Here is a 19,341-nt window from a genome sequence, read left to right as displayed (position 1 = left end):
GTCGAACCCCTACCGCGACCACCTGCGCCACCGCCGCACCGAGGAGCCCGGCGTCGCGGTGCTGCATCTGTTCCACGAGATCAAAGCCCTCGGCTATACCGGCGGCCTGAACCTGCTGCACGAGCTACTCCGCCACCGGACGGATCCTGCTGGCATAGCTGGATCACCACAGGAACTGAGGCAGAGCCGTTACCCGACACTCCCCAAACTGCTGATACTCGACCGGATCGACGCGCAGGCACCCGCATTCTGAAGCGCGATCTCAGATGACTTATACTAGGTATCGGGAGAATTCGCAGGCAGGTCCGAGATAGGTGACCTGATGTGCTCTTTCGCGGTCGGCTCGGCCGAACTTCTCCGCGTGCCTGGCTTTCCTTCGAGGACGTATTCGAACGGTCGAGCCGGGCGATGACGTCCGAGTTCGATAGTTTCTATCCGTCAGCCGCCGCCGATGACTGGCCCCGGGGACTGCCTTTCGAGTTTCCGCCGGCGATTTCGGATGTTCCGATCGGCCGTATCCATTGCTCTGTGTCAGCGCTCGATTCCCGGGGCCGGATCGGCGAGCGCTCGGCGCTACGCGCGTTGGGCTGGGGGCCCGGGCAGTGTGTCGAGGTCGGGGTCGACCGTCACATCGCGGTCGTGAGACCCGCCGAGGGCGGGCGGTGGCCGATCGGTCCGCGAGGCTACCTGCATCTACCGGCGGCGGTCCGCCACGGCTGTCACCTGTTCGCCGGGGATCGCGTGTTGCTGATCGCGGCGCTGGACCGCGGAAGGCTGCTGGTCTTTCCGATGGCCGCCGTCGCCGGCGCGGTGTATGCGCATAGTCCGGATCTGTGGGAGCCGGCCGATGGATATCGATGACCTGGCCGCGGCGCGGCATCTGCTCGAGCGGATGGGGCTGACCGTCGATGATCTCGGGGCCGGGACGGGCGTGGAGGTGCCGACGTTCGCCGCGTGGATTCCGGTCGTGCGGGCGGCGGTGCCGGCGACGACGGTCGCCAACTACGACACCTACTGGCGGATCATCGAACGCGAATGGCCGGAGCGTCGGCTCGATGAGCCGTCCGCGACCGAGATCGGCCGGCTCGTACAGGGGCACCGGGACAATGTCGTGGTCCGGGCGAACTCCCGCGATGGGCACGCCGCGGTCGCGCATTTCGTGTCCGCGTTTCGCTGCCTCTACTCCTACGCCGAGCGGGACCGGCTGATCGAGCACCGCGACAACCCCGCAGCGGTCGTGCCCCGCCCGGCCGCATTACCCGGACTGCGCCATGCGCTGACCGTCGATCAGGTCCTCGAACTCGCCCACATCGCCGCCACCACCGGCAACGACCCGGCCCTGGATGCCCTTATCGTGCGCCTGCACATCGAGACCGCGTGCCGGCGCGGTGCGGTGATCCGGCTCGCGCTAGCCGATTTGAACGTCGCCGACTGCCTGGTCCGGCTCCGGGAGAAAGGCGGGGTGGTGCGCTGGCATCCGGTCTCTCCCACGCTGATGCGGCGGCTGGTCGAGCACGCCGCCCAGCGCGGCGGCGCGCAGACCACCGATCGGGTGCTGCGCTACCGCGGCGGGCGTCCGATCGGGCGGCGCCGCCACGACACCCTCACCGCCCGGCTGCGTGCGCGTCTGCCGTGGGCCGCGGCGCTCGGGGTCAGCGCGCACTGGATCCGCCACACCACGTTGACGTGGGTGGAGCGTGAGTTCGGCATGGCGGTCGCGCGCGCCTTCGCCGGCCACAGCGCGAGCCCGGCGCGCGGGATGGCGACGTTCACCTACACCGGTGCCTCGATCGCCGAGCTGGCCACCGCGGTAGCGGTCCTGACCGGTGAGCCGCACCCCCTCGCGACGCGCGATCGGCCGTCCAGGCCGCGATGGGCACGCACCGAGCCCGGTCGGTGCGGTGCGCCGGACCGCCACCCCGGGGCCGAATCTACCCCCAAGACCGTGTAATGTGTCGCAGCATGAACACACTGCGGTTGCATATTCGCGCTGGATTGTGTGTCGTGGAGTTGTGACCAACACTTCCGGAGACGCGTACCCCCTCGCGGACACGATGACCACCACGGTCGCGGCCCACGACGGCGCCACGGTGCTGACGGTGGCCGGCGAGGTCGATCTCGCGACGGCGCCCGCACTGGAGAATGCGATCGATGCCATTCTCAGCGGCAAGCCCGCGGCCCTGATCATCGACCTCACCGCGGTCAGCTTCCTCGCCTCGGCGGGCATGGCGACGCTCGTCGCGGCCCACCAGCGCGCCGGCTCGACCACCGCGATCGCCGTCGTCGCCGAGGGCCCGGCGACCAGTCGGCAACTGAAGATGACCAGCCTGGATCAGGTCTTCGCGCTGCATTCGACGTTGGACGCCGCGCTGGCGGCGCTCCAGCAGAGATGACGCGTGCCGCTGCCGCCGTCGCACCCGTCGACGGCGGCAGCGCCTTGCTCAGACCAGTTCGCGCAGCTGTTCGATCAGCTTGACGCGCTCGGCGGCGGTGGCCGCCATCGGAACGACGTTCAGGACCGTCACGCCGGCTTCCTTGAAGGCCGCGACCCGCTCCTTGACGTATCCGGCCGAGCCGACCAGGGAGATGTCCCGGACCAGCTGGTCCGGGACCGCCTTCGTCGCGGCCTCCTTCTCCCCCGCCAGGTACAGCTCCTGGATGCGGTCGGCCTCGGCGCCGTAGCCGTACTTGGTGGCCAGGGTGTGGTAGAAGTTCTTGCCCTTGGCGCCCATGCCGCCGATGTAGAGCGCCAGATGCGGCTTCACGAACTGCAGCAGCGGTTCGACGTTGTCCCCGATGGCCAGGGCCGGACCCGCGTACACGTCCAGGTCGCCCAAGGCGGGGTCGCGCTTGGCCAGACCCGCGGTGAGCGAGTCCGCCCACACATCCTTCGCCTTCTCCGGCAGGAAGAAGATCGGCTGCCAGCCCTCGGCGATCTCGGCGGCCAGTTCCACGTTCTTCGGCCCGAGCGCGGCCAGCAGCACCGGAATGCGCTCACGCACCGGGTGGTTGATCAGCTTGAGCGGCTTGCCGAGACCGGTGCCCCGTTCGGCGGGCAGCGGGATCTGGTAGTACTTGCCCTGGTATTCCAGGCGCTCGCGCCGCCAGACCTTCCGGCAGATCTCGACCAGTTCCCTGGTCCGGCCGATCGGCGCGTCATAGGGCACGCCGTGGAAGCCCTCGATCACCTGCGGACCCGACGCGCCCAGCCCGAGCACGTACCGTCCGTCGGAGACGAAGTCCAGGCCCGCCGCGGTCATGGCGGTCAGGCTCGGGGTACGCGTGTAGAGCTGCAGGATGCCGGAGGCCAACTGCAGGCGCGTGGTCTTCGCGGCCAGGTAACCGAGCGCGCTCACCGCGTCGAACGAGTACGCCTCGGGCACGAACACGATGTCCAGGCCCGCCCGCTCGAGGTCGGCGACTTCGGCCGCCGCCTCTTTGAAGCCCCCCGAGTAGTTGATGCTCAATCCGATGCGCATGGCACTCAACATAACGGCGGGTACGCTCGGGCCGCGCACCGGCCACAGGGGAAGGCCCGGCAAGGCGTGGTCACGACCGTACGACCGGCGGCACGGGGTAGCGTCTACTCGTAGACCATCCTCGCCGTAAACGAAAGGCAACACCCTCGTGTCGCAGACCAGCTCGTCGTCCACGGAAACTGCGCCGTCCTTCGGCGGGGCCGCCCTGGCGCAGTACCTGAGCGATCTGGCCGCCAAGATTCCCGCACCGGGCGGCGGCGCGGTGGCCGCGCTGCACGCCGCGCAGGCCGCCGCGCTCGTCGCGATGGTCGCGCGATACACCACCCGCGCCAAGGACGCCGAGAACCGGCCGGTGGTCGATCGGATCATCGAGGCCGCCGACGCGGCCCGCGAGCGCGCTCTCGCGCTGGCCGACGCCGACGCCGCCGCGTTCACGGCTGTCGGCGCCGCCTACAAGCTGCCCAAGGACACCCCGGAGGATCTCGCCGCCCGCACCGCGGCGATCAACGACGCGCTGATCGAGGCCGCCCGCGTGCCCGCCGCCGTCGTCGACGAGGCGGACGAGGTGCTGTCGCTGGCGGCGGAGCTGTTCCCGATCGGGAATCCGAACGTCGTCACCGACATCGGCGCGGCCGCCGACGCCTGCCGCGCCGCCGCGACCTCCTCGCAGCTCAACATCGAGATCAACGTGGCGTCGCTGCCCGCCGCCGAGGGCGACCGGTTCGCCGCGGTCCTGGTGCGGATCGACGAGCTGACCGCGCGGGCGGACGCCCTGCACGCCGACGTCGTGCACGCCGTTCGCCGCTGACTCGCTCGCGCGGGCCACGGCCCGGCCCCGTCAGGCGGGCGGGTTCCAAGCGACCAGCACGATCTTGCCGCGCACCCGTCCGGACTCGCTGAGTTCGTGCGCCTTCGCGGCATCCGCGAGCGGTAGCACTTGGTCGATGGTCGCGCGCAGATGACCGCGCTCGACCATCGTGGTGATCTCGCGCAGCGATACCCCGGACGGTTCGACATAGAACCGCTCGTAACGCGGATCGGCTTCCGCATCCGAACCCTGCGTGTCGATCAATCTGCCGTCGGGCCGGAGCACCGGGACCGAGCGAGAACCGTACGCTCCACCGACCAGGTCGAGCACGACGTCGACGTCGCGCACCGCGGCGCCGAAATCGACCGCGGTGTAGTCGATCACCTCGTCGGCGCCGAGTCCGCGCAGGTATTCGTGGTTGACCGCGCGTGCGGTGCCGATCACGTAGGCGCCCCGGTGCCGGGCTATCTGCACCGCCAGATGCCCGACGCCTCCCGCGGCGGCGTGCACCAGCAGGCGTTGCCCCGCTCCGAGCGCGGCCAGCGCCTGCCACGCGGTCAGCGCCGCCGTCGGCAGTGCCGCGGCGTGCACCAGGTCGAGGTTCCTCGGCTTCGGCGCCAGGGCGTGCGCTTGCGCCACAACGTATTCCGCGTTCGCGCCGCCGAAAACCATGCCGTATACCGGATCACCGACCGCGAACCGGTCCACACCGGGTCCGAGTTCGGCCACGACACCCGACACGTCGAGCCCCAGCGTCAGCGGTGGATCGCCGAGCCTCCCGACCAGCCCGGCGCGCACCTTCCAGTCGGCGGCGTTGACGCTGGTCGCGGCGACCCGCACCAGCACCTCCCCCGGACCTGGCCGCGGCCGATCCACCTCGACCACTTGGAGCACTTCCGGGCCACCGAACGCGTATTGCGTGATTGCGAGCATGCACCGATTCTGGCCACCTGTGGTACCTTTCGGAAAGAAGGCACCTTCTTGATACCGAGGTACCCAATGGATACTGCCCGTGACCGGCCCGGGGCCGGCAGCCTGGTCGACAACTACTTGCACCACTGCCCCGCACGAGAAGTGCTGACCGTGCTCGCCGACAAATGGGTGATGCTCGTGCTCGGCGTGCTGCGCGGCCACGGCGGGCCGATCCGCTTCAACGAGCTGCGCCGCCGCCTGGACGGCATCACCCAGAAGATGCTCACCCGCACGCTGCGAGCCCTGGAGCGCGAGGGGCTGGTGCACCGCGCGGTCTACCCCACGGTGCCGCCCCGCGTGGAGTACTCGCTCACCGAACTCGGCGCGAGCATCGGCGCGATCACGCATGCCATGGGCATCTGGGCCGTCGAGCACCAGGACCGGATCCTCTCCGCCCGAGCGGATTTCGACGCGCGAGCGGCGGCCGCGCCGGAACCGCTGCCCGTCGGCGGCGCGCGCTGACCCTAGCCGGAGCCCTGGTACCGGTACGTGTGCCCGTTTCGACGCGACCGCGCGGGGTAAGCGCTCAGTGGTGGGCGTGTCCCCGATCACAACTGGACCACGGACCAAGTTCTATCCGTGGCCGAGTTGATCATGGGAGCTTAGACTGTCTTTTGCCTACCACACCAGCTCGAAGGGGTGGACGCCATGAGGAGCGCCATTCGGTACCTGTTCCTCGCGACCGTGATCGTGGCACTTGCCGCGTTCGGGTCGGGCGCGGCGACAGCGACGATGATCGGAAAGCCGTCGACGCCCGCGGTGGCGGCGATCGGACCCTCGAACGGCCAGGTGGTGGGCGTGGCCCAGCCCGTGACCGTTCGTTTCGCCGCACCTGTCGCGAATCGCGCGCAGACGGAACAATCCATCGACATCAGAACGACCCGGCCACTGCCGGGCACATTCGCGTGGACCGACGATCGCGAAGTGACGTGGACGCCCACCGGGTTCCTGCCCGCCGGTTCGAACATCCTCGTCTCGGTCGGCGGCGTGCGCACGGAATTCACCACCAACGCAGGCGTTTTCGGTGAAGCGAACATGTCGGCGCACACATTCACGCTCACCGTCGGCGGCACCGTCGTCCGGACGATGCCCGCCTCGATGGGCAAGCCCGGATACGAAACGCCTACCGGCACATGGCCGGTTCTGGAGAAATTCCGGTCCGTCGTGTTCGACTCCCGCACCATCGGCATTCCGCTGAGTTCGCCGGAGGGCTACATCATCAACGGCGAGTTCGCCGAACGGCTCACGTGGGGCGGTGTTTTCATCCACTCGGCTCCGTGGTCGGTGGACCAACAAGGTTACTCGAACGTCAGCCACGGCTGCATCAACCTCGCTCCCGACGACGCCGAATGGGTCTATCACACGATCGGCGTCGGCGACCCGGTCGTCACGCACTGGTGAACGGCGCCCTCCTCCGAGTAGCGTTCGGAAGACGTACCCGAGGGAGGGTCACCGTTGCGCGAGTTTCCGATCCCGCCGCCTCGTGACACGAAAGAAGCCGATTTCCAAGATCTTTGGGGCCCGTGGGCATTCGTCACGCCGGGCGATGTCGGCGAGATACTCGGCGACATCGACGCTTCCTGGTGGATCGCGGGAGGCTGGGCGATCGACGCCTGCACCGGCACCCGGCGGCGGCACAGCGACGTGGACGTGGCGATGTTCCGCGCTGATCTGCCCGCCCTGCGCACCGCCGCGCGCGGCCGCCTGCACATCTGGTCGGCGGGCCCGGACGGCATCCGCCCCGTCGACGAACGCTGCCCCGACGTAGCCGAGAGCGCCGATCAGGTGTGGCTGCGCGCGAACGCGCGATCCCCATGGCTGATCGATCTTCTGCTGAATCCGGGACAGGACGGGGCATGGGTCAACCGGCGCGATCGCTCCATGGTCGCACCGCTCGACGAGGTGACCTGGATCGCCGACGACGGCATCCGATACCTCAACCCGGAGCTGGTGCTGATCTTCAAGGCCAAGCAGGCCAGACCGAAGGACCGCGTCGATCTCGAGCGAACCTGGCCGAGGTTGACCACCGCCCAACGAGCAGCCGTGCGGACGTACGTGACCGACCACTACCCCGAGCACGAATGGCTGAACCTACTGCGGTGATGCCGCTTCCCGAAACGCTTCTCCGGCAGAGGCGCTCGCGCTCTCGGCGCCGCGGAACGGCGTTGTGCGCCTCGGTCGCGGTCGGCGCGAATCAGCGAGCCGGGCGGGGATGGCGCGGCACACGTGCGCCGGATCGACGTACCGGGCGGTACCCTCCGAGGGGCGGGACGGCTCAATTGTGAACGCGGCAGGGCGTTCCCGGCTCGGGACGATGCGGTTAATCTGACGGGGACCTGATGAAGGGTGGGGCGATGGATCGACCGGAGATGAGCGCACGACCCGGTTACGACCGGGGGCATCCGTACGGCGCCGAGCGGCCGGTACAGGCGCCGTCCGGCGAGGACTACCGCGGCGAGTGGGCCGCGTGGGTGGATCGACCGCCGGCGCCGCCCTCCGAGCCCGCGCAGCCGCCGGAACCCGAGCCGGAGCTGTACGAGGACCTATTCGCGGGGCTGATCGACCGCTCGCCCGCGCCGCGTTCACGGCGATGGGTGGTGCCACTGCTCGGCATACTCGGTATCGCCGCGCTGGCCCTCGTGGCCTATGTGCTGGTCGGGACCGGCGGCCCCGATCGGCAGGCCGCCGCACCGGTTCCGTCCGCGCAGGCCACCACGCCCGCCGCACCGACCGCGCAGTGCCCCGCCGAGCGGGTGGGCAACCGGATTCAGGGCAACGGCGTCGGCGGATTCGACTCCGGCCCCGCGGTGATCTTCGCTTTCCAGCACGCCTACTACGTGGACCGGTCCGGCGAGCAGGTCCGCGCCACCACCACCGCGGACGCCGCCGTACAAGCAGCCGACGCGATCCAGCGCGGCATCGACAGCATTCCGCCGGGCACCACCCACTGTGTCGCGATCAGTCCCGGCGCCTTCGCGGGCCAGTACATCGTGGTGATCACCGAGCACCGCCCAGGACAGCAACCGGTGACCTACAATCCGCAGATCGTCACCACCACCAAGGACGGCGAGCGCACTCTCATCAGCGCCATCGCCCGCGGTTAGGCGTACCTCCGCCTTCGCTCCGGCCATGCGCAAGCTGCGTACCTCCGCCTTCGCTCCGGCCATGCGCAAGCTGCGTACCTCCGCCTTCGCTCCGGCCATGCGCAAGCTGCGTACCTCCGCCGTCGCTCCGGCCATGCGCGGGCTGAGGACGGACTACGTCCGACCGCACCCATCAGGCAGCTCTCCGCAGGCGCGAGCGCCAGGTCAGTCGGATTCGGCGGCGGTGACCACATGGCGCATGAGGAGGGCTGTGGTGACCGGCCCCACGCCACCGGGGACGGGACTGAGCCCGGCGGCCTTGCCGCGTACCGAGTCCGCGTCGACATCGCCGACGATCTTGCCGTCGGGGGCCTCGTTGGTGCCGACGTCGATGACCACCGCGCCCTCCCGAACGTGCTTGCCGGAGATCAGACCGATGCGGCCCGCCGCGGCGACGACGATGTCGGCGGCGGCGGTGACGGCGGCGAGGTCGGCGGTGCGGGAATGGCACACCGTGACGGTCGCGTCCTTCGCCAGCAGCAGCTGAGCGAGCGGCTTCCCGACGACGTTCGACCGGCCGACGACCGCGACGTGGCGGCCTGCCAGCGGGATCTGGTGGTGCTCGAGCAGTTCGACCACGGCCTCGGAGGTGGCGGGGACGAAGCCGTCCAGCCCGGCCGCCAGCAGGCCGAGCGACAACGGGCTGACGCCGTCGACGTCCTTGGACGCGACGATCGCGGAACTCACGTCGTGGAGGGTGACACCCTTCGGGAGGGGGGTCTGCAGCATGATCGCGTCGGTCGCCGGATCCGCACCGCGCGCGGCGAGCTCGGCACGGATCTCCGCCGCACCGGCCGCTGCACCCAGATCGACCGTGTCGCAAACGATTCCGAGTCGTTCGGCCGCTTTGCGAAGTGAGTTCACATACCAGGCGCTCGCGGGGTCGTCGTTCGCAACGACCAGAGCAAGACGCGGAGCGGCGCCGCCTTCGGTGCGCGCGGCGGCGCGGGCCTTGGTGTCGGCGTTGATGGCGGCGGCGAGTTCCTTGCCGGACAGCGAAACGGTATCCACGTTGACACAGCCTAACGGGCGCGGCCGGACGAATCCCTCCCGCGCCCACGTCGAGTTGAGCTAATGCAAGGCAATCGAACGCCGAACCGCGGGCGGACGCTCGGCGAACCGAACTAAGACCGTTCGACACGCCGGAAGGCACTCGTCCACCATCGGGCCGCCAGGGCTGAGCGGAGCGACACGGAGAGCATTGTCCATGGCAGCCCGCCTTGCGCCGAACTGAACGTTTCTTTGGTAAGAGCGAAGATCGAAACGCGCCGACTCGGCATCGAAAATCGCCGACAGCGGATTTCGCGACCTGTCGTTCCGCCGAGCACACATAGCCGTGACGGCGGCGCATGACCCGTTCGCCAATTGCCGGATCGCCGGGAACTTCGGCCGTATGGTAATTCCTGCTTGCCCCAGCTAACTGCTAGCACGTGCCAACCCGTTCCGCAGCGGAAAGGTGACGACTGTAGTGATGATCTCGAGGCATTGGAAATCTCTCGTCGCGGCGTCGTTCGCCGCGTTCTCGCTCACCGGGCTCGCCGGTGTCCCCGCGCACGCCGCGCCGGAAACGGACGCCCTCTACAACTCCGCCCAGCGGCACTTCGCCAACGGCGACGACAACGCGGGCCGCGCCGACCTGCGCAATCTGATCGGCGCCGACCCCGCCGACGCCGAAGCACTGGCCCTGCAGGCGATCTGGTCGGACTACGCCGGTGACCTGCCCGCGCTGGTGGACGCCATGGCCCGGCTGCACGCGGTCGATCCGGGCTTGGCACAGGGCACCGACAACGTGCTCGGCGCCATCCGCGCCGCCGTGGGCACCCTGCCGAACCCGCTGCCCGCGCTGGCGGGGCCGCAGACCGGCATCGTCGTGCTCGGCTACGGCCTGCTCCCGGACGGGGCGCTGCGTCCCGAACTGGTGAACCGGCTCACCGCGGCCTGGTTGCAGTCGATCGCCGCGCCGTTGTCGCCGATCGTCGTCACCGGCGGCAATCCGCAGAACGGCATCACCGAGGCCGAGGCCATGCGCGACTGGCTGGTCGCCCACGGCGTGCCGCCCACGCGCGTCCACGTGGAGAGCCGCGCGGGCTCCACCGTGCAGAACGCCCTGTTCAGCACGAGGCTGCTGCGGGATGTGGGCGCGACGAGCGCGATCGTGGTCACCTCGCCCAATCACATCCGCCGTGCCGTGGCGGATTTCATCGTCGCGGGCACCAGGGTCGTCGGCGCGACGACCTCGCTCGAACAGCTGGTCTCGCAGCTGCCGCCGCCGGGCCGAGCGGGCCAGCGCGGCATCTACCTCGACGCCACCCGCACCTTCCAGCTCGACACGGCACGCTGACTCCGGGCCGATCGGGACCCGCGTCCGAAACGCCGGTCCCGATCGCCCGGGGAAATCCGTTGGCGGCGTCACGCGTGCGCGCGGCAGGATGGCCCCGTGACGTCAGCGGGAAGTACCGACGTGGTGGCTCGGCTCCGGGCGGCGGGCTGCGTGTTCGCCGAGGACGAGGCGCGGTTGCTCACGGCCGCCGCCGCGGAGACCGGTGTCCCCCTCGAATCGCTGGTCGCCCGGCGCGTCACCGGCAGTCCGCTCGAGCACCTGCTCGGCTGGGCGGAGTTCCACGGACTGCGGGTCGCGGTGTCGTCCGGCGTCTTCGTGCCGCGGCAGCGCACCGCGTTCCTCGTCGATCTTGCGGTCGAATTGATCCGCGACCGCACCGGCCATCCGGTGGTGGTCGATCTGTGCTGTGGCTCGGGCGCCCTCGGCCTCGCTGCGGCGCGGGCCGCCGCCGACGCGGGCCGCGCCATCACGTTGGCGGCCGCCGACATCGATCCGGTCGCGGTCGCGTGCGCCCGCCGCAACCTCACCCCGCTCGGCGCCCCGGTCTACGAAGGGGACCTCTTCGAGCCCTTGCCGGAGGAATTGCGCGGCTGCGTCGATGTCCTGCTCTGCAACACCCCCTACGTCCCCTCGGAAATGATCGCGCGGATGCCGCCGGAGGCACGCGATCACGAGCCGCGCACCGCCCTCGACGGCGGCCCGGACGGATTGGATGTCTTCCGCCGGGTCGCGGCCGATGCTGCCGAGTGGCTGGCCCCGGGCGGACATCTGCTCGTGGAGTCCAGCGAGGACCAAGCGCCGATCGCGCTCGGCGTGCTGGCCGAGCACGGCCTCGCCGGGCGCGTCGCGGAGTCGGACGAGCACTACGCGACCGTGGTCATCGGCACCCGCCCCCGGTGACGAGGGCGCACCGCCCGGCTCCGACCCGGATGCCGCGCTACTTCTTGCGGCCGGTGAACTGGTCCATCGAGTGGTAGACGCCGACCGTGTCGAGGAACAGGTCGCGCAGCTTGATCGGCAGCAGGCCGGAGAGCGCCTTGTTCAAGCGTGATGTCCATGGCAGTACGAGCAGCGGGGTGCCGTTCTTCATCTCCCGCCACGAGGTGTCGACCACCTTCAGCTGGTCCAGGATCGGCGTGAACAGGAATCCCTTGGCGCCCTCGAACATTCCGGTGTTGATGTAGGTCGGGCAGACCGTGGTGATCTTCACGTGGTCGTGGCCGGCCTGTTCCAGCTCGATGCGCACGGAGTCCGACCAGCCCAGCGCCGCCCACTTGGACGCGGCGTAGACGCTCATGCGCGGGTTGGACACCAGGCCCGCCGAGGAAGCGATGGTCAGCACTCGCGCCTCGGTGGATCCGGCGACCATCGCGGGCAGGAATTCGAGCGTGACGTACATCGGTCCGAGCGAGTTGATCGCCATCGTCTTGTCGATGTCGGCGCGGTTGTCGGTTTCCCAGAAGTAGCTGTTGCCGCGCACGATGCCCGCGTTGTTGACCAGGATGTCGATGCCGCCGACCTGCTCGCGCACGCTTGCCGCCGCCTCGGTGATCGACTCGGCCGAGGCCACGTCGACCACGTGATGGTGCACGGCGCTGCCGCGGCCGGTCAGCTCGGCGGCGGTCTCCTTCAGCGCGGCCTCGTTGATGTCCCACAGCACCACCGCCGCGGCGCCTTCGCGCACCGCACGCTCGGCGAACAGCTTGCCCAGGCCCATCGCGGCCCCCGTGACCAGGACCCTCTTGCCCGCCACCGTGTCCAGTTTCATCCGTACCGCTTCCTGATCCGTGAGTCCTGCGAGTTACTTCTGCCGAAGCGATTTCATGACGCCGAAGTACAGCGTCATGGTCTTGGCCCAGAGCGCTTCGGACATACCGGGCAGCGGCGCGATGGGCAGCACCCGCTGCACCGCGATGGTCTGGGTGTCGATGTACTTGAGCAGGCCTTCGGGACCGTGCCTGCGCCCCGTGCCGGAGATGCCGAGCCCACCCGACGGCGCGTCGGCGCTGCCCCACGCGGCGATGAAGCCCTCGTTGACGTTCACCGAGCCCGCGTTGATCCGCGCCGCCACCGCACGGCCGCGGGCGGCGTCCTTGGTCCACACGCTGGCGTTGAGGCCGTAGGCGGTGTCATTGGCCTGCGCAACGGCATCGTCGTCGCTGCTCACACGGTAGATCGAGACCACGGGGCCGAAGGTCTCCTCGCGATGCACCGTCATGCCCGGCCGCACGCCCGCCAGCACCGTGGGCTCGTAGAAGTACGGGCCGAGGTCCGGGCGCGCGCGACCGCCCGCCAGCACCGTGGCGCCCTTGGCCACCGCGTCGTTCACATGCGCCAGCACCGTGTCCAGCTGACGCTGGAAGGTCAGCGAACCCATGTCGCTGTCGTAGTTCAGCCCGCCGCCGAGTTCGATGGCCTCGACGTGCCCGACGAATTCGGCGACGAAGCGGTCATAGACGCTGTCGTGTACGTAGATCCGTTCCATCGACTCGCACAGCTGCCCGGCCGAGGCGAAGCAGGCGCGGATGGCGATCTTGGCGGCACGGGAGACGTCCGCGTCGGCGAGCACCAGCAGCGGGTTCTTGCCACCCAGTTCGAGGGAGTAGCCGATCAGCCGCTCGCCCGCCTGCTGGGCGATGGTGCGCCCGGTGGCGCTGGAGCCGGTGTAGTCGACGTAGTCGGCGCGGGCGATCACGTCGCCGCCGATCACCGAACCGCGGCCGAGCACCGCCTGCCAGAGCCCACGCGGCAGTCCGGCGCGCACGGCGGCATCGATGGCCCACAGCGCGGTCAGTGCGGTCTGGTTGTCCGGACGCGCCACCACCGCGTTGCCCGCGACGAGGGCAGGCAGCGCGTCGGAGACGGCCAGTGCCAGCGGGTAGTTCCAGGGCGAGATCACCGCCACCACACCCTTGGGCCGGTGCAGCACGTCGACCTGGGTGAGCACGGGAAGCACTCCGCGCGGCTTGCGGGTGGCCAGCAGCCGGCCGGCCACCGAGGCGTAGTACCTGGCGTTCACGGCCACGTCGCCGACCTCGTCGAAGGCGTGCGCCCGTGCCTTGCCGGTCTCGGTCTGCACGATGTCCAGGATGGTGTCCTGCTCGGCCAGCACGATGTCGTGGAACCGGCGCAGCACCGCGACCCTTTCCCGCACCGGACGCCGCGCCCACTGGCGCTGCGCTTCGCGGGCGGTGGCGAACGCGGTCTCGATATCGGCGGTGGAGGACTGCGGCAGGTCGACGATCTTCGCGCCGGTCGCGGGCGCGAACACTTCGACCGCGGGGGCGCCGCCCGCGACGGCGTGCGCGAGCAACGGCCGCACCAGCGCGGAGGGCAGCGCGTCGGCGGTGACCGGGTGGGAGGCGGTGGTCATGTTCGGCCCTCTCGAGGACGGTGGGCCGCGTGCGCGCCCTATTAAATGAACAGTGGTGTTAGATTAATGTCTATGTCACTGCTCGTGTCAAGCTGTTCGTCGTGGCGCACAGGTATCCCGGGGGCCGCTTTGTGAGGTGGCACCATGCCCGCTGAGTCGACGGCCGCACGGCGCGGCAGACCGCCGCAGACTCCGGAACAGGCCGAAGAGGTGCGCGCCCGGATCGTGCTGGCGACGGCGGAAGTGTTCACCCGCACCGGTTCCCGCGGGCTGAGCGTCGCGCAGATCATCGAGCAGGCCGGGTTGGCACGGCCGACCTTCTACCGCTACTTCGCCAACGCGAACGAACCCCTGCTCGCGGTGCTCGACAGTTCCAACGACGGGTTGGTCGGCGGCATCCGCACGGCGTTGACGGGCACCGACGAGCCGGTCGAGCTGGGCATCCGATTGATCGACGCCTACCTGGACTGGGCGCGCGGGCACGGCCCCATGCTGCGGCCGCTGTTCGCCGAGCTGCACGATCCGGGCTCGCCGGTGTCGGTATATCGGGAGCGCGCGCTCGACGACATCCGCGCGCTGGTACGCGAGACGTTCGCCGGGCTGGGCCGTCCGGTGCCGAGCCCGCTGGACCTGGACGCCGCGCTGCACCTGTGCGAGTACGTCGTCTACCGGATCTCCGCCGGTACCGCACCCGGCGCCGAGCCGGACGCGGACACCGTCGCGGCGGCACGCCTGACCATGATCCGGGTGCTGCTCACGACGCTCGGCACGCGGGCCGATGTGGAATACGCGCTGACGCTGCCCACGATCTTCCCCGCCGAGCCTTAGCCCGGCCCGCGCGTCAGCGCGGAACCGGGGTGACGGGGCGGCTGTCGAGGACGCGCTGTTCGACCCGGTGGATCAGGCCGTGCACGCGCGGGTCCCGGGCCAGCCTGCTGTCCAGCACCACGTTGATCGCGCCGCGGAACAACGCGTAGGGCTCCCACTGTGGCGGCGCGATGGTGCGCGCGGCGCGACGGGCGATGCCGTCGGCGATGGATTCCGCCGCGTCGCGCACGGTGATGCGCAGGTTGAGCGGCCACGGCAGCAATGCGCCCAGATCGGCGCCCAGATCGTCTTCGTCGAGGGTGCCGTGGGTCATCGCCGTGTCGACGATGCCGAAGTACGCCACGCCCGCGGTCGCGCCGACCGCGGCCAGCTCCACCCGCAGCGCCCGCCCGAACTGCTCGACGGCGGCCTTGCTGACCATGTAGGGCGAACCGGCCATGCCCGGCGCGAACGCCGCGGCGGAGGAGACCACCACCACGTGCCCTTTCGCGGCGACGATGTCGTCCAGCGCCGGATGCACAGTGTTGAACACGCCGGTCACGTTGATGCCGATGACCCGATCGAAGTCGCCGGGATTCATCGTCCGGATGGTCGCGGGCTCGGGCACCACGCCCGCGTTGGCCACCATGACATCGATCCGTCCGAACCGCTCGCGCACCCGGGAGATGGCTTCGCGCATCCCGATTCGATCGGAGACGTCCGCGCGCACGACCAGCGCCCGCTCCCCCATCGAGCGCCCGACGGCCGCGGCGGTGGCCTCGTCGATGTCGATCAGCGCCACCGAAGCGCCCGAGGCGTAGAGCTTTTCGGCCAGCGCCCGGCCGATGCCGGTGCCCGCGCCGGTGATCACCACCACCCGGTCGCGGACATCCAAGTGCTCGGCGGGCGGGGAGAGAAGCTGACGCAGCAGATCGACGACCACGGCGCTCACCCCGCCCGCAGCCGGTAGGACTCGTGATCGAAACGACTTGTGCGCCTGCGATACTCGAAGCTCCAGTTCGGGTACAGCCCCGCGTTGCCGCCGTCGGCGGTCTGGTAGTAGCTGCGGCAACCGCCGGTCAGCCAAGCGGTGTCGCGACTGCGCTCGGTCACCTCGTCGAGGAAGGCACGCTGCACATCCTCGCGCACATCGATCCGCTGGATGTTCTGCGCACGCATGGTGGTCACGGCATCGACGATATAGCGCACCTGCGCCTCGATCATATAGATGGCGGACTGATTGCCCGCCGCCCCGAACGGACCCAGCGTGCAGAAGAAGTTCGGGAACCCGGCCATAGTCGTGCCGAGGTAACTGCTCGGCCGCTCCCGGTACCGCTCACCGATGGAGCGCCCGCCGATTCCGTGCACCCGATCGAAAACGGCGGGGGGAACACCGAATCCGGTACCCCAGATGATCGTGTCCACAGGGTGCTCCGCGCCGTCGGCGGTGACGATCGACCCGGCGCGGATCTCTCGGATGCCCTCGGTCACCACCTCGACGTTCGGTTGGGTCAGCGCCGGATAGTAGGCGTCGGAGAAGATCGCACGTTTGCATCCGATCACATAGTCAGGGGTGAGTTTGCGCCGCAGCTCGGGATCGCGCACCTGACGCAGCAGCTGGAGTCTGCCGAGCGCCTCGTACGGATGGCGGAATCGCTTGTCCACGAAGCCGACCAGACCGAACCCTTCGATGCCGGTGTAGTACAGGCCGCGCAGCGCGCGGCCGAGCGCGGGCACCCGGCGCAGCAGCGCGCGTTCGGCGGGCAGCGTGCGGCGATCCAACCGCGACACGATCCACGGCGCCGAACGCTGGAACACGGTCAACTCGCCCACCAGCGGTTGGATCTCGGGGATGAATTGGACGGCCGACGCGCCCGTGCCGATCACCGCGACGCGCTCGCCGGTGAGATCGTGCTCGTGGTCCCAGTGCAGTGAATGGAATTGCGCCCCTTCGAAGGTCTCCGCGCCCGGCAGCCGCGGGATCCGCGCCTCGCTGAACGGCCCGACGGCGGAGACCAGTACGTCCGCGGTCAGATCGCCGCGATCGGTGCGCAGCCGCCACCGCGTGCCTGCTTCGTCCCAGCGCGCCTCGAGCAGTTCGACGCCGAACCGCATGTGGCGCACCACGTCGTGGCGCGTCGCGACCGAGCGGAGGTAGGCGAGGATCTCCGGCTGCGTCCCGTAGGTGCGCGACCAATTCGGATTGGGCGCGAAGGAGTACGAATACAGATGCGAAGGCACGTCGCAGGCACAGCCCGGATAGGTGTTCGCGCGCCAGGTGCCACCGAGATCGTCGGCGCGCTCGAGCAGCACGAAATCCTCGATACCCGCCTCGCGCAGCGCGACCGCCAGACCGATTCCGGCTATCCCGGCTCCGATCACCGCGATCGGGACGTGCTCCGGATGCGCAGCCACTGCCATGTCCTCCTCCCACCCGCGGGCGACGTTGCCCGCCGAGCTCACAGATCCAGTTCGAGTTCGCCGCCGTGCGCGCGGGAGACGCAGGTCAGCATCGCCTCGGCGCGCTCGGACTCGAGCAGCGACCGGTCCCGGTGTTCCACCGCGCCCGCGAGCACCCGGGTCTTGCAGGTGCCACAGAAACCCTGCCCGCAGGAGTAGGCCACGCCGGGCAGCACGCGGCGGATCGCGCTGAGCGCGGACTCGTCGGCGGCGACCTCCACGTCGAACCCGCTGCGACGCAACCTGATCCGGAACGGCTCCCCGTCCCGCACGGGCAGCGGCGAGAACCGCTCGGTGTGCAGCGAGGCCGAGGGATCGTGCAGCGCGAGCACCCCGCGCGCGGCCTCGGCCAGCGGCGGCGGCCCGCAGACGTAGACCGCGGCGCCGGGCGGCGTCTGCTCGAAGATCATCCGCGCGTCGGGTACGCCGAACTCGTCGTCCGGCCGCACCACCACGTCACCGCCGGTGTAGCGAGCCAAGTCGTACAGGAACGGCATGCGCGTCCTGGAGCGGCCCAGGTACATCAACCGCCACGGCACCCCGGCATGCTCGGCCGCAGCGACCATGGGCAGGATCGGCGTGATCCCGATGCCGCCCGCGACGAACAGATAACACGGCGCGGCGACGAAGGGGAACGCGTTGCGCGGCCCGCGCACGCCCAGGCGGTCACCCACCCGCAGATCCCGATGGATCTCCGCGGAGCCGCCCTCGCCGTCGGCGATGTAACGGACCGCGATGCGGTAGAACCCGCGGTCGGCGGGGTCGTTGGTGAGCGAATACTGCCGCTGGCGACCGGAGGCCAGGAAGACGTCCAGATGTGCGCCGGGCGTCCACGCGGGCAGCGGGCCGCCCTCGGGGTGGCGCAGCCACAAGCTCACCACACCGTCGGCCTCCTGGCCGATCCGGTCGACGACCACCTCGAATTCGTAGCCGGTGCGGCGGACCGGATCCGGGCGCGAGAGCAGTCGCGCGGCGTCGCCTTCCACGAACAGCCGCTTGTAGGCGTCGGCCGCCGAGCCGATCAGGCGCAGTGCGGGCCCTGGCTGGAACCGCTCGACGGCGGTCACCCGCGCGCCGCCCGTGCCGCGGGCGACTGCGCGAGGTAACGCAGGGCGTTGTCCATCGGGCCGAGCTGCGACGGGTGGAAGCCCGGCCGCAGGTAACGCGGAATCTCGGTGAAGAAGGTCGTGAAGCTCGGCACCACACCGCGCACCGAGGCGCTGGCCATTTGGAGTGGCCAGAATCGGCCTTTGTGCTTCGACGGGTCCTTGTGGAACAGGTAGCCCCCGGAGATGACGAACAAGACGAGCAAGCCCGCGCTGGCCAGCAGCGCCTGCCGCGCCTTGCGCGCGTATCCGCCGTCGACGTGCATGTACGCGTCGTAGACGACGCTGCGATGCTCGACCTCCTCCGCGCCGTGCCAGCGGATCAGATCCAGCATCGCCGGGTGCATGCCCTTGGCCTCGAGCTTGTCGTTGGTGAGCAGCCACTCCCCGATGACCGCGGTGTAGTGCTCCATGCCCGCGAACAACGCCAGCCGCTCGCACAACCACTCCCGCTTGGCCCGGCCGGACAGCCCGTGGTCGCCGAGTATCCGGTCGACCAGCCAGGTGACCCGGTCGACCATCGGGCCGACCTCCAGGCCGAGCCGCTCCAACTGTTCGCGCGCCTTCTCGTGCGAACTGGCATGCATGGATTCCTGGCCGATGAAGCCGCGGACTTCCTCGCGTAACCGCTCGTCGTCGATCAGCGGCAGTGCCTCGGCCAGCGCCTGCGCCATCGCGCGCTCGCCTTCGGGCAGCACCAGGTGCATCACGTTGATGATGTGGGTGGCCATCGCCTCGCCGGGGATGTAATGCATCGGCACCGTGGCGAAGTCGAACTCCACGGCCCGCGCGTTGATGGCGTGTGTCTGGTCGGCATATACGGCAGAACCCATCTCGCACCCCTCGTGATCG

Annotated in this window: 20 protein-coding genes and 1 pseudogene; 12 read left to right on the top strand and 9 right to left on the bottom strand. The window is 69.8% G+C overall.

What is annotated here, in order from left to right; genetic code table 11:
* From ACIA5H_RS28070 to ACIA5H_RS28055, 4 genes and pseudogenes are all read left to right on the top strand, one after another.
* Positions 1–253 (top strand): annotated as a pseudogene (locus tag ACIA5H_RS28070) (ISL3 family transposase); the annotation flags it as partial.
* 155 nt (positions 254–408) lie between these two features.
* Positions 409–861: a hypothetical protein gene (locus tag ACIA5H_RS28065; protein ID WP_364431003.1), complete on the top strand. Its 453-nt coding sequence runs from the start codon at positions 409–411 to the stop codon at positions 859–861.
* Positions 848–1,951: a tyrosine recombinase XerC gene (gene xerC, locus ACIA5H_RS28060; protein WP_397078400.1), complete on the top strand. Its 1,104-nt coding sequence runs from the start codon at positions 848–850 to the stop codon at positions 1,949–1,951. Before ACIA5H_RS28065 ends, xerC begins: the two co-directional genes overlap by 14 nt.
* Positions 1,952–2,054: 103 nt before the next feature.
* Positions 2,055–2,393, top strand: coding sequence for an STAS domain-containing protein (locus tag ACIA5H_RS28055; RefSeq protein WP_364431340.1), 339 nt, complete (start codon positions 2,055–2,057; stop codon positions 2,391–2,393).
* A gap of 48 nt (positions 2,394–2,441) precedes the next feature.
* On the opposite strand, the gene ACIA5H_RS28050 is transcribed toward ACIA5H_RS28055, so the two are convergent.
* Entirely contained in the window at positions 2,442–3,479 is a 1,038-nt protein-coding gene (locus ACIA5H_RS28050) for an LLM class F420-dependent oxidoreductase (protein WP_355077418.1), read from the bottom strand.
* A gap of 148 nt (positions 3,480–3,627) precedes the next feature.
* On the opposite strand from ACIA5H_RS28050, the gene ACIA5H_RS28045 reads away from it, so the two are divergent.
* On the top strand, positions 3,628–4,287 hold the full coding sequence (locus ACIA5H_RS28045; protein WP_355077416.1) for a cyclodeaminase/cyclohydrolase family protein: 660 nt from the start codon (positions 3,628–3,630) through the stop codon (positions 4,285–4,287).
* A 30-nt stretch (positions 4,288–4,317) separates the two neighbouring features.
* On the opposite strand, the gene ACIA5H_RS28040 is transcribed toward ACIA5H_RS28045, so the two are convergent.
* Entirely contained in the window at positions 4,318–5,220 is a 903-nt protein-coding gene (locus tag ACIA5H_RS28040; protein ID WP_355077414.1) for an NADP-dependent oxidoreductase, read from the bottom strand.
* 66 nt (positions 5,221–5,286) lie between these two features.
* Between ACIA5H_RS28040 and ACIA5H_RS28035 the strand changes: the two genes are divergently transcribed.
* The 4 genes from ACIA5H_RS28035 to ACIA5H_RS28020 all read left to right on the top strand — a co-directional run bounded on the left by ACIA5H_RS28035 (position 5,287) and on the right by ACIA5H_RS28020 (position 8,363).
* Complete coding sequence (locus ACIA5H_RS28035) at positions 5,287–5,721, top strand: winged helix-turn-helix transcriptional regulator (protein WP_379251798.1); 435 nt, start codon at positions 5,287–5,289, stop codon at positions 5,719–5,721.
* Positions 5,722–5,907: 186 nt separating this feature from the next.
* Positions 5,908–6,660: a L,D-transpeptidase gene (locus ACIA5H_RS28030; protein WP_355077411.1), complete on the top strand. Its 753-nt coding sequence runs from the start codon at positions 5,908–5,910 to the stop codon at positions 6,658–6,660.
* Positions 6,661–6,714: 54 nt separating this feature from the next.
* Positions 6,715–7,362, top strand: a complete 648-nt coding sequence (locus ACIA5H_RS28025; RefSeq protein WP_379251799.1) for a nucleotidyltransferase domain-containing protein — start codon at positions 6,715–6,717, stop codon at positions 7,360–7,362.
* A 266-nt stretch (positions 7,363–7,628) separates the two neighbouring features.
* The gene (locus tag ACIA5H_RS28020; RefSeq protein WP_397078394.1) at positions 7,629–8,363 is read left to right on the top strand and encodes a hypothetical protein; all 735 of its coding nucleotides are present in this window, start codon (positions 7,629–7,631) and stop codon (positions 8,361–8,363) included.
* 204 nt (positions 8,364–8,567) lie between these two features.
* On the opposite strand, the gene ACIA5H_RS28015 is transcribed toward ACIA5H_RS28020, so the two are convergent.
* Positions 8,568–9,413 (bottom strand): bifunctional 5,10-methylenetetrahydrofolate dehydrogenase/5,10-methenyltetrahydrofolate cyclohydrolase, encoded by an 846-nt coding sequence (locus ACIA5H_RS28015; protein WP_397078392.1) that lies wholly within the window; start codon positions 9,411–9,413, stop codon positions 8,568–8,570.
* A gap of 460 nt (positions 9,414–9,873) precedes the next feature.
* Here ACIA5H_RS28015 and ACIA5H_RS28010 point away from each other — a divergent pair, with 460 nt between their 5' ends.
* On the top strand, positions 9,874–10,743 hold the full coding sequence (locus tag ACIA5H_RS28010) for a YdcF family protein (protein WP_379251802.1): 870 nt from the start codon (positions 9,874–9,876) through the stop codon (positions 10,741–10,743).
* Positions 10,744–10,839: 96 nt separating this feature from the next.
* On the top strand, positions 10,840–11,643 hold the full coding sequence (locus ACIA5H_RS28005) for a putative protein N(5)-glutamine methyltransferase (RefSeq protein ID WP_397078390.1): 804 nt from the start codon (positions 10,840–10,842) through the stop codon (positions 11,641–11,643).
* 37 nt (positions 11,644–11,680) lie between these two features.
* On the opposite strand, the gene ACIA5H_RS28000 is transcribed toward ACIA5H_RS28005, so the two are convergent.
* Positions 11,681–12,511: an SDR family NAD(P)-dependent oxidoreductase gene (locus tag ACIA5H_RS28000; RefSeq protein WP_397078388.1), complete on the bottom strand. Its 831-nt coding sequence runs from the start codon at positions 12,509–12,511 to the stop codon at positions 11,681–11,683.
* A 33-nt stretch (positions 12,512–12,544) separates the two neighbouring features.
* A complete protein-coding gene (locus tag ACIA5H_RS27995; RefSeq protein WP_397078386.1) occupies positions 12,545–14,116 on the bottom strand; it encodes a succinic semialdehyde dehydrogenase in 1,572 nt (523 codons plus the stop codon).
* A gap of 144 nt (positions 14,117–14,260) precedes the next feature.
* Here ACIA5H_RS27995 and ACIA5H_RS27990 point away from each other — a divergent pair, with 144 nt between their 5' ends.
* Positions 14,261–14,944, top strand: a complete 684-nt coding sequence (locus tag ACIA5H_RS27990; protein ID WP_379251806.1) for a TetR/AcrR family transcriptional regulator — start codon at positions 14,261–14,263, stop codon at positions 14,942–14,944.
* A 13-nt stretch (positions 14,945–14,957) separates the two neighbouring features.
* Here the strand turns inward: ACIA5H_RS27990 and ACIA5H_RS27985 are convergent, their stop codons facing one another.
* From ACIA5H_RS27985 to ACIA5H_RS27970, 4 genes are read right to left on the bottom strand one after another with little or no spacing between them, the layout of a single operon-like run.
* Positions 14,958–15,866 carry a short-chain dehydrogenase/reductase gene (locus tag ACIA5H_RS27985; RefSeq protein ID WP_397078384.1) on the bottom strand — a complete coding sequence of 303 codons (909 nt, stop codon included), beginning with the start codon at positions 15,864–15,866 and terminating at the stop codon, positions 14,958–14,960.
* A gap of 5 nt (positions 15,867–15,871) precedes the next feature.
* Positions 15,872–17,344 carry a flavin-containing monooxygenase gene (locus ACIA5H_RS27980; protein ID WP_397078382.1) on the bottom strand — a complete coding sequence of 491 codons (1,473 nt, stop codon included), beginning with the start codon at positions 17,342–17,344 and terminating at the stop codon, positions 15,872–15,874.
* 38 nt (positions 17,345–17,382) lie between these two features.
* Positions 17,383–18,450: a PDR/VanB family oxidoreductase gene (locus tag ACIA5H_RS27975; protein WP_397078380.1), complete on the bottom strand. Its 1,068-nt coding sequence runs from the start codon at positions 18,448–18,450 to the stop codon at positions 17,383–17,385.
* A complete protein-coding gene (locus ACIA5H_RS27970) occupies positions 18,447–19,322 on the bottom strand; it encodes a metal-dependent hydrolase (RefSeq protein WP_356961934.1) in 876 nt (291 codons plus the stop codon). The genes ACIA5H_RS27975 and ACIA5H_RS27970 overlap by 4 nt, the downstream gene beginning before the upstream one ends.
* Positions 19,323–19,341 lie beyond the last annotated feature (19 nt).

This window comes from Nocardia sp. NPDC051900 (genome assembly GCF_044452545.1).
Lineage (GTDB): Bacteria > Actinomycetota > Actinomycetes > Mycobacteriales > Mycobacteriaceae > Nocardia > Nocardia sichangensis.
This window is presented reverse-complemented; position numbering and strand designations above follow the sequence as displayed.

Coding starts and splice junctions, on each gene's coding strand:
- ACIA5H_RS27990 (WP_379251806.1), top strand. CDS start 14,261: ATGCCCGCTGAGTCGACGGCCGCACGGCGCGGCAGACCGCCGCAGACT.
- ACIA5H_RS28020 (WP_397078394.1), top strand. CDS start 7,629: ATGAGCGCACGACCCGGTTACGACCGGGGGCATCCGTACGGCGCCGAG.
- ACIA5H_RS28000 (WP_397078388.1), bottom strand. CDS start 12,511: ATGAAACTGGACACGGTGGCGGGCAAGAGGGTCCTGGTCACGGGGGCC.
- ACIA5H_RS28010 (WP_379251802.1), top strand. CDS start 9,874: ATGATCTCGAGGCATTGGAAATCTCTCGTCGCGGCGTCGTTCGCCGCG.
- ACIA5H_RS28050 (WP_355077418.1), bottom strand. CDS start 3,479: ATGCGCATCGGATTGAGCATCAACTACTCGGGGGGCTTCAAAGAGGCG.
- ACIA5H_RS28040 (WP_355077414.1), bottom strand. CDS start 5,220: ATGCTCGCAATCACGCAATACGCGTTCGGTGGCCCGGAAGTGCTCCAA.
- ACIA5H_RS28035 (WP_379251798.1), top strand. CDS start 5,287: ATGGATACTGCCCGTGACCGGCCCGGGGCCGGCAGCCTGGTCGACAAC.
- ACIA5H_RS28065 (WP_364431003.1), top strand. CDS start 409: ATGACGTCCGAGTTCGATAGTTTCTATCCGTCAGCCGCCGCCGATGAC.
- ACIA5H_RS28055 (WP_364431340.1), top strand. CDS start 2,055: ATGACCACCACGGTCGCGGCCCACGACGGCGCCACGGTGCTGACGGTG.
- ACIA5H_RS28030 (WP_355077411.1), top strand. CDS start 5,908: ATGAGGAGCGCCATTCGGTACCTGTTCCTCGCGACCGTGATCGTGGCA.
- xerC (WP_397078400.1), top strand. CDS start 848: ATGGATATCGATGACCTGGCCGCGGCGCGGCATCTGCTCGAGCGGATG.
- ACIA5H_RS27980 (WP_397078382.1), bottom strand. CDS start 17,344: ATGGCAGTGGCTGCGCATCCGGAGCACGTCCCGATCGCGGTGATCGGA.
- ACIA5H_RS27995 (WP_397078386.1), bottom strand. CDS start 14,116: ATGACCACCGCCTCCCACCCGGTCACCGCCGACGCGCTGCCCTCCGCG.
- ACIA5H_RS27970 (WP_356961934.1), bottom strand. CDS start 19,322: ATGGGTTCTGCCGTATATGCCGACCAGACACACGCCATCAACGCGCGG.